The sequence below is a fragment of the Borreliella kurtenbachii genome (assembly GCF_030437945.2).
GTDB classification, from domain to species: Bacteria; Spirochaetota; Spirochaetia; order Borreliales; family Borreliaceae; genus Borreliella; species Borreliella carolinensis.
Window position 1 is genome coordinate 83,917 of record NZ_CP124058.1, and the last position, 17,371, is coordinate 101,287.

Genomic DNA, 17,371 nt, shown 5'->3' on the forward strand with positions numbered 1-17,371 from the left:
TTTAAATAAGTAATGATAAAAATATTCTATCGCATTTTCAAGGGCTTTGCCAATCACATGACTTTAAAAATTAAAAACAAATTTAATTATCATTGGATTTTAGAACCGCAAGAAAAGCACTTTGTGGAATCTCAACATTTCCCACCATCTTCATTCGCTTTTTACCTTCTTTTTGCTTTTCTAAAAGTTTCCTCTTACGAGTAATATCACCACCATAACACTTAGCAGTAACATCTTTTCTAACGGGAGAGATTGTTTCTCGAGCAATAACATTAGAGCCAATAGCACCTTGAATAGCTATTCTAAACTGTTGCCTTGCTATTTCATCTTTTAACTTTTTACAAATCCCAATAGCCTTAGTTCTGGCACTATCTTTAAAAACCAACTGAGATAGTGCATCAACTCTATCTCCATTGACTAATATATCTAATCTTACTAAATCTGTATATTCATAATCTAAAAGCTCATAATCAAAAGAAGCATATCCGCGACTTACAGATTTAATCTTGTCATAAAAATCAAAAAGGATTTCAGAAAGGGGCATTTTATAAATAAGTTCAACACGCTTAGTATCAAGATAAATCAAGTTTGTCTGCACCCCTCTTTTTAATAAACACACACTCATAATATTCCCTAAAAATTCTGTAGGAACAATAATATTAGCCTTAATATAAGGCTCAAGAACGCTTTCAATAGCTTCATTTCCAGGAAATTGCTCAGGAGTTTCAATAAAATAAGACTCTCCCTTTTTAGGAATTATTTTGTATCTAACAGAAGGAGAAGTCAATATTACATTTAAATTAAATTCACGCTCAATGCGTTCTTGAATAACTTCTAAATGTAAAAGACCAAGAAATCCACATTTAAAACCATGTCCAAGCGCCGATGATGAATCTTTTTCAAATGTTAACGACGCATCATTAAGCTTTAATCTATCCATTGCCTTTAAAAGATCATCATATTGATTGGCATCAACCGGATACACTGAAGAGAACACTACAGGCTTAACTTCTTTAAATCCCTCAAGAGGAGATAATGCAGGAAAATCACAAAGGGTTACTGTATCTCCAATCTTCACATCTGATATATTTTTTATTCCTGCAATAAAATATCCAACATCTCCTGCCTCTAGACTATCTTTTTTTTCAAGTGATATTTTAAAAATTCCAATCTCTTCAATTAAATGCTCGCTATTAGTATGCATTAACCTAATCTTATCGCCTGTTTTGATTTGTCCTTCGAAAATCCTAAAGTGAACAACAACTCCTCTATAAGAATCATAATGTGAATCAAAAATTAATGCTCTTAATGGGTCCTTAACATTTCCTTTAGGAGATGGCACGTACTTACAAATAGCTTCAAGCAAATCATCAATTCCTATTCCATTCTTAGCAGAAATCAAAATAGCAATTTCTTCATTTAATCCTAAATCATTTTTTATTTGCTTTTTTACAAAATCAACATTAGCATTTGGAAGGTCTATCTTATTAATAACAGGAATAATTTCTAAATCATGCTCAAAAGCCATATAAAAATTAGAAACTGTTTGAGCTTGTATTCCCTGACTTGCGTCAATTAATAAAAGAGCACCCTCACAAGATGAAATTGCCCTTGAGACTTCATAAGAAAAATCAACATGGCCTGGAGTATCTACAAAATTTAACTCATAAAAATCGCCGTCATTACTTTTATAAGTAATTGTTACTGCTTGACTTTTTATTGTAATTCCTCTTTCTCGCTCAATATCCATACTATCAAGCATTTGACTTTTAAAATCACGATCAGATATTATTTTGGCCTTTTGAATAAATCGATCAGCCAATGTAGATTTACCATGATCAATGTGTGCAATAATGCAAAAGTTTTTCTTACGAATACTAATACTACTTCCCCCCTGAACTACAAGTCAAGATTTAAAAATTATTTTTTTTTAAATATAAAGAATTTTTAATTTGACTTCTTGATTTCGCAATATAAGGAGAAAATCCTGGTGCAAGATCTACTATTAATTTCCAAGTATCTATTGCTCTAAATTTATAATTGCCATTAGAATATACATAAGTAGCAGCAGCAATATTATAAACTATTTCCCAAAAATCTGTAGATTCAAAAGCATTTTTTATTGCCTTATACTCATTAATTTTTTGAACAAAAGATCTTAAATTTCTAAACTGATACACAGGTTCATAATAACAAACATAATCATACATTCTTGTTAAAATTCCTACTGCAGCTATAAGTCCATGAGTAATTGAAAGTTCATAAGCTTTTAAGCGTAAATAAACTTTTGACAATAATTGATGAGTATCAATAACATTGTAGTTTTTAAATCTGTAAAGATTAAAAGTAAAATCAATACCAAAAGCTCCTCTTACTTGTTTTAAATAAGAAGTTAAATAAAATGAAACATTAAATTCATTATTTGACATACTATTTTCGCCTTGAGAATACTCATGATAACTGTAATAATCTTTTTTAGTTGAAAACTTGTTTAATATGTCATTCAAATAATCAATCGTATCAACATAATTATTCTCAAGTTCAGCCATTTTAGCTAAAGAAAAAAGTATTTTTTTTTCAAAAGATTCATCTAGTAAATAATCTTTGTCTTCAAAAGACTTGTAAAGGTTTAATTTTTCAAGAATAGCATTGCCAGACATACCATAAGCTACTGACAAATAATAACTAGCTTCAGGATAAACGCCCTTTCTCAGCAAAGCTTCCTGCAAATAATTAATAGCCTGTGTAAGATTAGACTTACTAAATTCAGATTTAGAATAAAGAAATTGCCTGCCTTTTTCAAGTAAAATCCAATACGGAAAATTTTTATTACTTGAAGAATTCGAAGAAATAGAAAAAGGCAAAGCAAAAAACAATAAAACCACATTTCTCATAATAATAAATATATTAAATTAACTCATAAATTACGAGAAAATTTAATATTAAAAGAAATAATAAATCAAAATTAAACAAACTTAAATATCATTAAGAATACCATTACAAAAAGAGCAACAGATTCTATTAATCCTAAAACTAATAGATATGTAGCAAATCCTTTCCCAGTCTCAGAAAATGCATCACAAGCGCCTGCTGCTGCTTTACCTTGAGCAAATCCAGAAACAGCAATAGCAAACCCACCACCAAGACCAGCTCCAAGCAACAACCATGGATTTGTCTGCATCATTACCTCATATAATGTGTTCATCAAAATATATCCATATATTATTTGGGTTAATGGTGCTGAAACAAAAACGATCAATAAAAATGGTGCTGGCTTTCCTTGCATATAGCATCTCTTCCATGCTCCAATAGCAGCACTACCCGCTGCCCCCATGCCCAACGCAGAACCTATTGCTGAGATTGTTAAAGCTGAATTAACCCCTATTAAACCTATATCCATAAGTACTCCTTTTTATTTATTTTTTTATTTTTCTAAAAGGCTTATAAGCATATCCACTCCATTCTTGCCCTAAATGGTTTGAAAATTCAAGCATATTAAGCCTTACTCCATGAACAATTACTGAAAGTAAAGATAACATTATATTTAAAACATGCCCAAAAAGTATAACAATAATTCCAGCTACTACAAAACCAATATTAGAAGATTTTAATAAAGGTATTGACATAGTATTAAAACTTGATGAGATTGAAAGTCCTGCAAGCCCAACTGCAAAAAGTCTAATATAAGATATTATATCTGCAAACCCAGACACAGTGGTTAAAAACTGCTCTATAATACCCCCAAAACTTTTCAATATACACTTGAAAAAATTTGAGCCATCTTGCTTGCTAAAAACAAATACAAGTGCAACACCAAAATATATTACATTATAAACAGCATTATACATGGGAAATCGAGATTGACTTAGTATTAAATTCAAAACAAGATAATAAAGTCCAAATATACACATAAGCCAACCAATCTGTGCAATTGAATGAATATAAGGCCTTTCTTTTACTTGTCTTAAAAAATTCCAAGCATGCGCTAATGAAATTTGCAAAACTCCTATTGAAAAACAGATAAAGATAATATTTTGTACACTATTTTTATCTGTCAAATAACTAACTTTAAATGAATTTAAAATAGGAAACATTTCAAGAATTAAAGGACTACCGAACCAAGTCCCAGTCATGGCGCCATAAAGTATCGATGATACACTTAGATAAAATATTAAGCCATGAACTGGTGTTAGGGGCCTGCCTTTAAAAAGAAAACTCAAACTAAGCAAAATTCCTATCAAAAAAAATATCACTCCATAAGCCGCATCACCTATGATCATACCAAAAAACACAAAGAAAAATAACATAAAGATAAAACTTATATCCCTTTCTTTATACCCAGGAATTGTCTCTAAAATATTAAAAATAGGTGCAGCCAAATTGGCAATTCCTTTTCTTTTTACATAAGTTGGAATAATATCATTTTCTTCGGGATCTGCAAATTGAGCCGCAAAACCTGCTTTTAAAACTGCTCTTTTAAGAGATTCTTGGCTTTCAGCTGGAATAAATCCTGTAATATACGAAAAATCCTCAAAATCGGTTTGCATATCAGCTAAAACTTGCTCAAACTCTACTATTTGATCGTAATTTTTTATCTCATCTCTTAAAATATCAATATATTTATTAAAAAGAGAAATTTGAGTCAATTTTTGATCTAAAATCTCATCAACAACCTTTAATTTATTATTAATATAATCAAGATCATAATTAAACTTAAACTCATCAGCAATTTCAATTTTTTGCTCAAACTCACCAACACTCACAAAATAAGAAGTGTTTTTTACGTTTTTAATCAAAAACACATTAACATTAGGATCTCTTAATAAATTTTTATATTCACTTTTTTGGATTTTAAAAAATTGAATATAAATGTTAGACTCTTTCAATTTGTCAATATTCTCTAAAGAAAAATTCCCCCAAACAGAAATCAAATCTCTTTCATGCAATAAAGATCGTTTAATATCTTGAAATTCTTTAATTTCATTACCTAAATTGACTATGCTTTTTGCAATATCTAAAAAATTTCCATTAGAAGATTTTAAAGCTTTAACGCCTCCATCTTCTCTAAGCAGGGAAAAAGCTTGTATTAAAATTCGCCTATTATCAATGCTTTTTTGCAAAGAATCTGAATTCTTATTGCAAGAATTAATGTGAACTGCTCCAAAATCTCTTAAAATTTCTAATGATTCTTTTTTATATTTTGATAAAGTCAAAAGTAAAACTTTTTTCATTTTTACAATCATAAGCTGTTCCTATTTTTTTTTATCAAACTAGATTTAGCAATTTTACCTCTTACAACAGCCGCGGTTTGCTGATCTCCAAGATATATATTAATTTTTTTTATATTAGCCTTAGCTGTTGGTATCATAACTTTCTCAAATAAATTAACCCTCTGAGATGTTACTCGAAACTCTTTTAAAAGCAAATCGATCTGTTTTTTTAAAATTCTAAGTTCTACATCAATTTGAATCACAATTTTAAGAATTTCAATCCCCTTATCTACCCAATAAGGAGTAAAAAGTAAGTCATGCCTTATCTCTTCATATTCAATAGAATCGAATATAGGAATTGCAACCCCCGCAATATTTAAAGACTTTTTGACTACTGTTTTTACCTGAATCCAACTCTCAAAAGGAAATTTTTCGCTAAAAAGAGAAATCCAATTAGAAATACTCTGCTTAAGTTTTTGTTGCTCAAGTTTTTTAATTCTACAAGAATTCTCTATTTTAACAATTTCCATATAAAGCTGTTGCTTCTTAAGCTGCAAAGTAGGCAAATATCTCTTAAACATTTTAAGTTCGTCTTTTTGCTTTTTAAGATCATTTTTGGTCAATTTAATTTTAGACATAATCAATAAGTCTCTTTTTTAGGCCAATACTTTTCAATAAGGTCTGTTTTTATTCCCGTTTCTTTTGGAGTAAAACAACTAGCAAGAATATCCCAACCCAAATCCAAAGCCTCTTCTAATGGAATATTAACAGACAAATCCATCATCTTGCTTTCAAACATATTGCTATACTTGAGCAATTTTTCATCCCACTTGGTCATATTAAATCCCATAGCCTTTTTTTCTACAGACTCTTTTGAAGATGCATAAAGCTTGATCATTGAATCCATTATAGTCCTATGATCGTCCCTAGTTCTACTATTTACCATTTGCTTAAGTCTTGAAAGCGACCCAAAAGGCTCTATTCTGCCGCCCTTTAAATAATACTGGCCCTCTGTAATATACCCGGTGTTATCAGGAACAGGGTGAGTAACATCATCGCCCGGCATTGTTGTAACCGCAAGTATTGTAATCGATCCTGCACCTTCAAAATCAATAGCTTTCTCATAACGATATGCAAGCTGAGAATATAAATCTCCAGGATAACCTCTGTTAGAAGGTACTTGTTCCATTGTAATAGATATTTCTTTCATCGCATCCGCAAAATTTGTCATATCTGTAAGAAGCACCAAAACTTTTTTACCTTTAAGGGCAAACTTTTCAGCAACAGAAAGCGAAATATCGGGAACGGTTAAAGATTCAACAACAGAATCATTAGCGGTATGAACAAAAAAAATTGCCCTACTTAAAGCGCCGCCTTTTTCCAAGGAATCTTTAAAAGTTAAATAATCATCATTCTTAAGCCCCATTCCGCCAAGAATTATTAAATCAACTTCTGCTTGAAGTGCAATTCTCAAAAGCAGCTCATTATAAGGCTCACCAGAAACAGAAAAAATTGGTAATTTTTGAGATTCAACAAGAGTGTTAAAAACATCTATCATTGGAAGCCCTGTTCTTATCATATTTCTAGGAACAATCCGTTTTGTAGGATTTGCAGAAGGCCCTCCAATTTCAATCAAACTATCATCAAGAGTCGGCCCTCCATCTCTAGGATTTCCAGAACCATCAAAAATTCTGCCCAACAAATTGTCAGAAAATGAAACCTGCATTGAATGCCCCAAAAACTTTATCTCGTCTGACGTGGAAACACCTCTTGTACCACCATAAACCTGAAGAGAAACTTTTTCTCGATCAAGCTTAATCACTTCGGCTAGAGAACTTGTATCTTTTGCTTTCACAATAGCAAGCTCACCATACTTAATACCTTGAGCTGTAACAGTTATTACATTGCCTGCTATAGACTCTATTTTGCTATAGACTCTTTTCATATATATATTTCTCCAAACCCCTAAATTACCTTTTTAAAATTTATCAATTCATTCAAAGCATGCTCCAATTTATTAAACTTATTATCTTTAAAAGAAGAAAGATTCATGTCTAAAAGATTTTGCCTTAATTCATTTATAAAATCTCTTGCTTGAAGTTTATCAGAAAACTCAAAGTTGGCTTTAAGAATGTTGTAAACTATATCAAACATATAATTTTGACGCTCTGAATTTACAGCAGCATCAACAGAATCAAATGAATTTTGTTGTAAATAGCATGCATCAAGAAGTTCAGATTTCAAATAAATTAAAAAATCCTCGTTACTTATGCCCTCCTCCCCAACAACTTTCATCATTTGATTGATTTCGTTGCCTTTCACCAAAAAAGATCTTGCATATTCCGTCTTTTTAGAATCAATAACGCCTTTATATTTGCTCCAAGATTCAAGAGGGCTAATTGCTGGAAATTTCCTAGCATCAGACCTTTCTCTTGTAAGTCCGTGGAATGCTCCTACAACCTTTAAAGTTGCTTGAGTAACTGGCTCTTCAAAATTACCACCAGCAGGGCTTACAGAACCACCAACTGTTACAGACCCAATATCACCATTATTAAGAACTACAATGCCCGCCCTTTCATAAAAGGAAGCAATAATAGATTCAAGATACGCCGGAAAAGCCTCTTCGCCTGGAATTTCTTCAAGACGACCAGACATTTCTCTCATAGCTTGCGCCCATCTTGAAGTTGAATCTGCTAAAAGAAGAATATCAAGCCCCATTTGCCTGTAATACTCACCAATAGTAATAGCAGTATAAACAGAAGCTTCTCTGGCTGCAACTGGCATTGAAGATGTATTACAAATAATACAAGTTCTATCCATTAAAGATTTGCCGGTTTTTGGATCAATTAACTCGGGGAATTCCTTAAGAGTTTCGACCACTTCTCCTGCTCGCTCACCACAAGCTGCAATAATCACCACATCAACATCAGCATTTCGACTTGTAACCTGCTGAAGAACCGTTTTTCCAGCTCCAAAAGGCCCCGGAATGCAAAAAGTTCCACCTTTAGCAACTGGGAAAAATGTATCTATAATTCTAGTTTGAGTCAACATAGGCTCACTAGGAATAAGTCGTTCCTTATAATTAGTAATAGGAATTTTAACAGGCCAATGAAAAGACATTGTAATATTATGCTTCATACCAGAATCATCTTCAATTACAGCAATTTGCTCATCAATCGAATAGTCACCATCATTTACAATCTCCACAATTTTATAAGAATCTCTTTTATAAAATGGAATCATTATTTGATGGTGAACAGTTCCCTCAATTACAAAACCTAAAAAATCACCCGCAATAACGATGTCTCCAACCTTAGAGGTTCTTTTAAAATTCCACTTTTTATCTTTATTCAAGGGCCTTAAATATACTCCCCTTTCTAAAAAAAATCCACATTGAATAGCCAATTCCGGCAAAGGATTTTGAAGCCCGTCATACACTTGAGTTAAAAGACCTGGCCCAAGTTCAACTGTTAAAAGCTTGTCTGTAAATTCAACTAGATCTCCAACAGATATACCTTTTGTCAATTCAAAAACTTGTGCATCAACTTCATTGCCTCTAATACGAATTACTTCGGCTTTTAAATTTCTACCAGCCGTCTTTACAAATAAAACTTCATTCATAGAAACTGAACCTTCTACCTCAATAGTAACCAAGTTTCCATTAACTCCAACGACTTTTCCTTTTGTATTCATTTAAATTCCTTTTCTAAACTTTTTCATTAGTTTTATCAATTAAATTTTTACAAATATTGTCAAAATTTTGAATACCCAATTTTTCTTTAAATAAATTATGCCTTAAAAATAACCTTAGCTTTAAAAAGTAAATTATTAATTTCTCAAAATCAAATTCATGCCCAACCTCAAGATCAGTTAAAAATTGCCACTTAAGAAGGTCAAAACTTAATTCTATTTCAAAAGGATTTTCTTTCAAACAGATGTTTTTCAAAATACTCAAATAGTAACTTGAAAAATAAGTAGATTCTAAATAAAAATCCTTAGACAACCCCAATTTTTCTGCCCTTAAAGCCGCAAGCGTATATCTTATTGCATCTTCAAAATCAAGAAAAAGATCAATAACTTTTGATTTACCCCTATCTACCTTAAATTCTAACAACCCTTTTAAAAAATCGAAGTCCTTTTTACTTAAAGAAATTTCGACATTATTCAAAAAATCTGAAACACTATAATTTTTCAAAGATTTCAAATCAATATAAGGCAAAGAAGATAAAACATAATAATATGAATCCAACACAAAAGTCTCCTAGACCACTTTTATAACTTCCTTAAATCTTGGATTAAGATAATCAAAAAGAATGTCTGCAATAGTTTCAGCTGAAAAATCATAATGCAAACCAATATTCTTTTTTTGAATCTTAAAACCTTTGCTTATGCCCCTGAAAGGCCTAAGCTCCATTCCTTCCTTAAGCTTATTGCCAAGCTTTAGTTTTAATATCTGCTCTAAACTAGAAAAATCAGATTCATTTAATTGAATAACTAATTTTTCTCCCTTGGCCCATGAATCTGTTATTTTAATTATAAGCTCTGCCAAGAAATTATTATCACTAAAAATTTCTGATACATTATCTTTTAAAGCATTTTCAAAAAGAGATTTAAGATTCTTTTCAACACCAATAATCAAATCCCTGATGGCCTGACGAGAAGCCTCAAGAGCATGGGATTTATAATCATTAGCTTCTTTTTCTGATTTTACCTTTAATGCTCTAGCAGCTTCTTCTGCTCTAGCAACTATTTCTTCTGCCTCTCTTTTAGCCTTCAAAATAATATCATTAGATGCCCGCTCAGCTTCTTCAAGCCCATCTTTTTTAATTTTATTTATCAGATCCTTTACTTCAAATTGCATTAAAACTCCTTATCATACAACATAAAAATTAATAATATTAACATACTAAGCAAGCAAAGCTTTTCAAAAGCATACAATAACTTTTTAATATCAAAAATTTTTCAATATTAAAAAATATATCAAATTGACGCAATAATACTTCTTTGATGAATATATTTATTCTCAATTATTAGAAATAATGTAACCATTAAAAAAACGGTCCAATAATTTTATAAACATTACCATCAAGCACTATATCAAGATTTTTGCTTGGAAATTTATTTTTAAGTCCTTCTCTAAAGATTTCAATACCCCTTTTATTTATCTTATCCCAAAATTCACCATCAACAAAATTTAAAGTTAATATCTCAATAATAATCAAATAACCTCTTCCAAACTTAGATCCATAACCTGATGTAAAAGTTGTTGTAACGCTAAAAAGACCATCCAAAAGACCATTCGCAGCCTTGCCCCTAAAAGGTCTGTTGGGATGAATATCATAAGAATTGCCAAATTCATTCTCAAGAACAAAATCAACATCAAGGCAAATGTGAAACAATACATTTTCAAATTCATTAAATTTTGATATATTCACTTAAATTAAATCTCAACTATAGTTTTTCCAGACCCTCCATCACTAGGATGAGCAAAATAATATTTTCTAACAAACTTCAATTCCTTTAGCAAATTGTGAACTTCTCTCATAAGATGCCCTTCCCCTTTTCCATGAATGATCTCAAATTTATTAATGCCATTTAATATAATATTATCTATTTTCTTATTCAAAAAGTCTAGAGCATCAATAGCCCTCATGCCCCTAATATCAACAGTAAGACTTAATAAATTTTCCTTATCATAATCAATTGAAAAGTTAAAATTTTTACCATCCTCTTTTTTTTCTTTAAAGTTTTCCAAAGATATCTCTGAGCTAGAAACACTAACATTAAAAGCACCTACATTAACAGTAATCTTCTTTTTTGAGATCTCAACTATTTTCCCTTTTGCATTAGAATTAAGTATCTTAACCCTGTCTCCTATTTTAAAATCTGCAACCATATTTCTTTTATTGTTAAGAGAATTTACTTTATTTAACTTGAGGTCTACATTTTTTTCCAAATCTGATATAAAAGCTTTATTCTTTGCAACATTAATATTGCCCTCTTTTATCTCTCTAATCAAATTTTCTAAAACTTTTCTTGAATTTTTTAAAAATTCATTCTGCTCATTTAAAAGCTCTGTCTCAATATTTTTTTCCTTTAATAAAAGATCTTGATAAAAATTTTCTATCTCTTTTTCTCGCAATTCTATTTGGATTAATTTCTTATTCATATTTTCTTTAATTAAAAGCAAATCTTTTTCTTTTTCTATTAATTTTTCTAAAATTTCATTAATTTCTGTTTTTTGAGATGAATAAATTTCATTAGCACGAATTACTATACTCCTGTCAATCAAAGCCCTATTAGCAACATTAAACGCATAACTTTCACCAGGAATGGAAAAAATTAAATTATAATTGGGCTGCATCGTTTCTAAATCCATCCGCATAGAAGCATTAACAACACCTTCATGGGTATATGCAAAATATTTAAGAGCATTATAATGCGTTGATATTAAAACATAAGAATTAATATTGATTAAATATTCAAGAATTGAAATAGCAAGCGCTTGGCCTTGATCAATGTCTGTCCCTGAGCAAAATTCATCAAATATTACAAGGCTATTTTTTGTAGTATGTTTTAAAATATAAGAAATATTACTCATATGGCTTGAAAAAGTTGAAAGAGAATTAGAAATTGACTGCTCATCACCAATGTCAATAAAAATGTTATCAAAAATTTTAAAAGTGCTAGACTCACCAACAGTAATAGGAATTCCAAATTGAAACATTGCGCTAAGTAGTCCAATTGTCTTTAAAGTTACCGTTTTCCCACCAGCATTAGGACCAGTAATAATTACAACACGATTCTCAGAAGGAGTAAAAGTTATTACCTTTGAATCCTTTAACAAAGGATGATGTGCATCAAAAATATTTAATACATTTGAAATCTCGGGAAATACCCCTTTGGTTTTGATTCCATAAATCGCACGTGCTTTTAAAGAATCATAATACAAAAAATTATTATAAAGATTATTTAAAAGAATAATGTTGTTATAAACTTTAGCAGAAAGATTTTGTAAAATTTTTAAAATTATTCTTTCTTTTTCTAAACTTAAATAATTTAACCTGTTGTTATCATTTACAATATCATTTGGTTCAATATAAAATGTTTCACCTGATGACGAAATAGAAATAATATTACCCTTAATTTTGCCTTTAAAATTAGACTTAAGAGCAAGGGTATATTTATTCGATTTATAATAAACAAAATTAGAAGTCAAATATTCTGCATTCAAACTAATTATTCTTTTTATCTGATTTTCAACTCGCCTATTTAAATTTTTAATTTCAAATTCAATCGAATCATATTCTTTTACAACACCACTTTTCAATTCAAGAGCATCAACATCTATATGCTCTTTCAATTCATTAAGCAAATTTTTTAGCTCTGGGTCTAAAAATAATAAATCAGATAAAATTTGAACATTAAGATGCTTGATACAACTATTTTTATGTAAAAATAAATTTATTCTTAAAACCTCATCTAAAAACACTACAATATCTTTCAAATTTTCAATAGAAACTCTTGAATTTTCTTTTGATAATAATGAAATGGGATATTTTAAACTATTTATAAAAGAGTTTGGATATCCTTTGCAACTTTCAAAAAGCATTCTAATCAGACTTACAAAGGAGAAAATTTTCTCTAAACCTTCTCTTGTTTTTAATATTTTTTGATTACTTAATAAATCAACAGTGTCTGGATTAGAAACGTATTTAGATACTAAAGATAAAATTTCATAAAAGTCAATATTTTTTAAATATTTATCTTGCTGATCTTGCATAATTTTTATAATTTTTAAGCTCTGACAAAATCTTTAAATAGCTTTCATATCTAAGTTTAGAAATCCCATTACCTAAAGAACTTGTAACAGAACAACAAGGCTCACTAACATGCAAACAAGATTTATATTTGCAAAAACTAGCAAAATTTTCAAACTCTTTAAAATAATACTTAAGACTCTCAAAGGGCAATGTTTCAATTCCAAACTCCTTTATTCCCGGAGTATCAACTATTATTCCACTCTCAGAATGAAATGATATTGAATAAACGGTAGTATGCTTTCCCCTGGAATATTTATGTGAAATTTCATTTACCGATTGAGAAGCCCTTGAATCAATCAAATTTATCAAAGAAGATTTTCCAACACCAGACTGGCCAATAAAAGAAGATCTTGAATTTTTCAAAACCTCTTTTACTTCTTTAATGCCCTCAGAAGTTTTAACAGAGGTTTTTAAAACCTTATATCCTAGATTTTCATAAATTTCAGAAAATTCTTGCGCTCTTTGGCTTATTCCTTTGTCAATTTTATTAATTACAATAACAGGAACAATATTTTGCTCTTCTGCAACAACAAGAACTCTGTCAATAAAAAAATTTTTCATCTCGGGAAAATTAGCAGAACTTACAATCAAAACATTATCAACATTAGAAACAATTGTCTGCCTGAGATCTGCTTTCTTGTTGTAACGCCAAAGAATATTTTTCCTATTTACTCGCTTATCAATATACACCTTGCGAGAACCATAAATATACCCTAAAACTATATCCCCTGGAACTAAAGGACTGTACTCCTTGCAACCTGTTTCTAATACTTTACCCTTAAAAATTCCTTCATAAATTAACTTACTGCTAAGTTCTAAAATAGAGTATATATTATTCACTCCCCAAATAACTTCAAATTCAAGATAATTCAAACTATCATTCCCTTAAAGCGGAGATTATATTTTTTGCAAAAATTTTGATAAAAAGTTAAATTTTTATTTTCGGTCAAATAAAACTCATCTACAAAATCAGAACCATTTTTATAATAATTACTCTTATGCTCAGAAAAATTCATTGATCTAATAAGATTTTGTACCACTAATTCACGATTCTCGTAAACAGGAATTTTCAAAAAATCTTCTATCATTACCTTAAGATGCAAATAGTGTGTACATCCAAGAAAAACAATTTCTCTACCGGTATTTACAACTTCAAATTTTAAATCTTCCAAACATCTAAGAGCATCTTTTTTGTACCTATTTCCATATTCAACAAAATTAACAAGCTCACCAGCAGATTTTACAAGCAAATCATTGTGTATATTTACTTGATCCTTAACAAATTTGCTTTCAAGGGTAGTATTTGTTGCAATCAAAAGAACTCTTTTTAAAGCAAGATCTGAAACTGAACTTATCTCTGGCAAAGTATAAACTACCGGAAAAACAAAATCTAATTTGTTGCGTACACTAACAGAAATTGTATTGCAAGCTAAAATTAATGCACCAATATTATAGATTTTTTTAAGTTTCTCAATTAACAACAAAACTGCTTCTAAAAGATATTCGGGACTTTTTTCTCCATAAGGAAAGTTTTTATTATCGGCAACATAAACATATTGAAATCTCCCTATTTTACTTTTAATATATTTAAAATAAGAAAGCCCCCCTATTCCTGAGTCAAAAACAATTATTACTTCTTTGAAATTTTTCATTACAAAATAATAATCACCCCTAAAAAATAAAGTATAAATATTAACAAAGTTAATATCAAGAATTAAAATAATAAAAATTGTTAAATGTTTTTTTTAAAAAAAGTTTTAAGCTATAATAAAATTAATTTAGCAATATTAATAAATATTTAGGGTGATAAATAAAATGTTTACAAGCATTAAAGATATTTTAAAAAAGCCAATTTTAAACAGCAATGTTACAATAAACGGCTGGATTAGAACAAAAAGAAGCAATGGTAAGATTGGATTTATAGAAATTAATGACGGCTCAACACTTAAAGGAATTCAAGCCGTAATAAATGAAGAAGAAAATCAATTTAGTGAAAAAGATCTAAAAAAACTAACAACCGGAGCAAGTATATCGTTAACAGGCCTATTAGTGAAAAGCCCCGCGAAAGGTCAAAATTATGAAATAAAAACACATGGTTTTAATGTAATCGGAGAAACAGACCCAGAAACTTACCCATTGCAAAAGAAAAGACATTCTTTTGAATTTTTAAGAGAAATACCTCATTTAAGAATACGAACCAACACATTTGGGGCTATTGCCAGGGTAAGAAATAAGATTTCATACAAAATTCATGAATATTTCCAAAAAAATGGTTTTTTTTATATTAATACACCAATAATTACATCAAATGATGGAGAAGGTGCCGGAGAAATGTTTAGAGTTTCCACACTAAAATTTAATAAACCAAACAATGCACTTAGCAATATTGATTTTAAAGACGATTTTTTTGGGAAAGAAGCTTTTCTCTCTGTCACCGGGCAATTGCACGGGGAAGCATACGCGATGGCTTTATCTAAAATATATACATTCGGTCCAACATTTCGAGCAGAAAATTCTAACACCACACGCCATGCTTCAGAATTTTGGATGATAGAACCAGAAATGGCTTTTTATAAGCTTGACGACAATATTACACTAGCAGAAGAGCTCTTGAAATATCTTTTAAGTTCAATTTTAAACGAATGCTCACAAGATATGGATTTTTTGGAAAACTATATTGAAAAAGGTTTAATTAAAAAATTAGAAAATGTAATAAATTCAAATTTTGAAGTTATTACCTATACTAAAGCAATTGAAATTCTTGAAAATTCAAAAAAAAATTTTGAAACAAAGCCTTACTGGGGAATGGATTTGCAAACAGATCACGAAAGATACTTAACGGAAGAGACTTTTAAAAAACCAGTAGTGGTCATTGATTATCCAAAAAATTTCAAAGCATTTTACATGAAAGCAAATAAAGATAATAAAACTGTTAAAGCAATGGATATACTTGTTCCAAGAATTGGAGAGATCATAGGAGGAAGCGAAAGAGAAGATGACCTGCAAAAATTAGAGAATAGAATAAAAGAATTAAACCTAAACATTGAAAATCTAAACTGGTATCTTGACCTAAGGAGATTTGGCTCAACTCCTCATTCTGGTTTTGGACTTGGACTTGAAAGATTGGTGCAATACTCAACAGGAATATCTAATATAAGAGATTCAATACCATTCCCAAGAACTCCTAAAAATCTTTATTTTTAATCAAACTAAAGGAAACAAAAAGATGAAATTAACAAAACTTTACAAAGTAATGCTACTCTTTCTTTTTGCAACAAAATTATTTTCAGTAAAAGATGAAAAATTAAGCAATAAATTGGAATTATTTTCAAACGTAGAAACAAAAATAAAAAAAAATTCTCAGACTTTCGATTCAAGCTCAAGAATCAAAAAAATCAAAAAAAATTCAATTTTAAAGAGAGATTCAAATAGTGAGAAAAATATAAATTCCAACATATACATACAAAAATCAAAAAAAATTAATTACCCCAACAGAAATTTAGGTAAAAATATCAATCAAAAAACTGCAAATGATGTAAATTTTACAACAACTAATTATGTTAAAGTTTATCCTAGCTACAAAGGTGACAACTTTCAAGAAATTAAAACTGATAATAAATTCCCAATTAAAACCGAAAAAACCCATATGCTAATCGGCCCAATATTAAAAGATAATCTAGGAATAATAATTAAAATGCTAAAAACAAAAGGATACACTTTAATAGAATATATAGAGGACAATAATTAAGATTTATTTTTTGCCAAAAATTTTAAAATCTCATTAAGCTCATCATCTATGCATTTAAAACTATTCTTATATTCATTTTCATTTAATCCTGTCAGCTCATGATTTCCATAATGAATCCAAGTATTTAATTCTTCTTGATTGGAATATTTATTAACATAATAATCAGGAATATAATCTACAAATCCATGATCCTTATAATCGTAAACTGCTATTTTAACATTTTTACTCTCTATGCCCTTTTTTAAAACTTCATTCCTCAAATAAACAATAGTACGCCCCGTATCAAAAATGTCATCAACAAATAAAACTTTATCGCCTGCCCTTAAATATTTTGGATCATAAGTCCAACCATCTATCATTATCTTTTTTTGCTCATTAAAAATATCATAAGATCTAGCAACAACAGCAGCATATAAAAGGGGTTTATCTACTTTTACAAATTTAAAAAATTCGCTAATAATATTGCCAAGATAGGCTCCTCCTCTCAAAGAAACATACATAATATCTGGAATAAATCCATCTTTATAAATTTTATAAGCAAGCTTAAAACCATTAATTCTTATCTCTTCATAAGAAACATATTTCTTCAT

16 protein-coding genes are annotated in these 17,371 nt (G+C 29.6%); 2 read left to right on the top strand and 14 right to left on the bottom strand.

Features of this window, described 5'->3' with window-relative positions; genetic code table 11:
* Positions 1-82: 82 nt before the first annotated feature.
* The 13 genes from lepA to murI form a co-directional block, all read right to left on the bottom strand.
* Complete coding sequence (gene lepA, locus QIA22_RS00995) at positions 83-1,882, bottom strand: translation elongation factor 4 (protein ID WP_301612188.1); 1,800 nt, start codon at positions 1,880-1,882, stop codon at positions 83-85.
* Between the two features lie 31 nt (positions 1,883-1,913).
* A complete protein-coding gene (locus QIA22_RS01000) occupies positions 1,914-2,894 on the bottom strand; it encodes a hypothetical protein (RefSeq protein WP_301611315.1) in 981 nt (326 codons plus the stop codon).
* A gap of 71 nt (positions 2,895-2,965) precedes the next feature.
* Positions 2,966-3,400, bottom strand: a complete 435-nt coding sequence (locus tag QIA22_RS01005; protein WP_004790144.1) for an ATP synthase subunit K — start codon at positions 3,398-3,400, stop codon at positions 2,966-2,968.
* A gap of 16 nt (positions 3,401-3,416) precedes the next feature.
* Positions 3,417-5,243 (bottom strand): V-type ATP synthase subunit I, encoded by a 1,827-nt coding sequence (locus QIA22_RS01010; protein WP_301611321.1) that lies wholly within the window; start codon positions 5,241-5,243, stop codon positions 3,417-3,419.
* A complete protein-coding gene (locus QIA22_RS01015; protein WP_301611322.1) occupies positions 5,240-5,848 on the bottom strand; it encodes a V-type ATP synthase subunit D in 609 nt (202 codons plus the stop codon). Before QIA22_RS01015 ends, QIA22_RS01010 begins: the two co-directional genes overlap by 4 nt.
* Positions 5,849-5,850: 2 nt before the next feature.
* Complete coding sequence (locus tag QIA22_RS01020) at positions 5,851-7,155, bottom strand: V-type ATP synthase subunit B (protein WP_301611323.1); 1,305 nt, start codon at positions 7,153-7,155, stop codon at positions 5,851-5,853.
* Positions 7,156-7,175: 20 nt separating this feature from the next.
* A complete protein-coding gene (locus QIA22_RS01025; RefSeq protein ID WP_301611324.1) occupies positions 7,176-8,903 on the bottom strand; it encodes a V-type ATP synthase subunit A in 1,728 nt (575 codons plus the stop codon).
* A gap of 13 nt (positions 8,904-8,916) precedes the next feature.
* Positions 8,917-9,462 carry a hypothetical protein gene (locus QIA22_RS01030; RefSeq protein WP_301611325.1) on the bottom strand — a complete coding sequence of 182 codons (546 nt, stop codon included), beginning with the start codon at positions 9,460-9,462 and terminating at the stop codon, positions 8,917-8,919.
* Positions 9,463-9,471: 9 nt separating this feature from the next.
* On the bottom strand, positions 9,472-10,071 hold the full coding sequence (locus QIA22_RS01035) for a V-type ATP synthase subunit E (RefSeq protein ID WP_301611326.1): 600 nt from the start codon (positions 10,069-10,071) through the stop codon (positions 9,472-9,474).
* Positions 10,072-10,258: 187 nt separating this feature from the next.
* On the bottom strand, positions 10,259-10,645 hold the full coding sequence (locus QIA22_RS01040; RefSeq protein ID WP_301341292.1) for a hypothetical protein: 387 nt from the start codon (positions 10,643-10,645) through the stop codon (positions 10,259-10,261).
* Positions 10,646-10,650: 5 nt separating this feature from the next.
* Positions 10,651-12,993: an endonuclease MutS2 gene (locus QIA22_RS01045; RefSeq protein ID WP_301611328.1), complete on the bottom strand. Its 2,343-nt coding sequence runs from the start codon at positions 12,991-12,993 to the stop codon at positions 10,651-10,653.
* Entirely contained in the window at positions 12,974-13,906 is a 933-nt protein-coding gene (rsgA, locus tag QIA22_RS01050) for a ribosome small subunit-dependent GTPase A (RefSeq protein WP_301611330.1), read from the bottom strand. Before rsgA ends, QIA22_RS01045 begins: the two co-directional genes overlap by 20 nt.
* Positions 13,903-14,685, bottom strand: coding sequence for a glutamate racemase (gene murI, locus QIA22_RS01055; protein WP_301611332.1), 783 nt, complete (start codon positions 14,683-14,685; stop codon positions 13,903-13,905). The genes rsgA and murI overlap by 4 nt, the downstream gene beginning before the upstream one ends.
* A 163-nt stretch (positions 14,686-14,848) precedes the next feature.
* On the opposite strand from murI, the gene asnS reads away from it, so the two are divergent.
* Together asnS and QIA22_RS01065 are read left to right on the top strand one after the other, a co-directional pair.
* Positions 14,849-16,237: an asparagine--tRNA ligase gene (gene asnS / locus QIA22_RS01060; protein ID WP_301611333.1), complete on the top strand. Its 1,389-nt coding sequence runs from the start codon at positions 14,849-14,851 to the stop codon at positions 16,235-16,237.
* A gap of 22 nt (positions 16,238-16,259) precedes the next feature.
* Positions 16,260-16,781 (top strand): hypothetical protein, encoded by a 522-nt coding sequence (locus QIA22_RS01065; RefSeq protein ID WP_301611334.1) that lies wholly within the window; start codon positions 16,260-16,262, stop codon positions 16,779-16,781.
* Here QIA22_RS01065 and QIA22_RS01070 read toward each other — a convergent pair.
* Complete coding sequence (locus tag QIA22_RS01070) at positions 16,778-17,371, bottom strand: phosphoribosyltransferase (RefSeq protein WP_301611336.1); 594 nt, start codon at positions 17,369-17,371, stop codon at positions 16,778-16,780. The genes QIA22_RS01065 and QIA22_RS01070 overlap by 4 nt on opposite strands.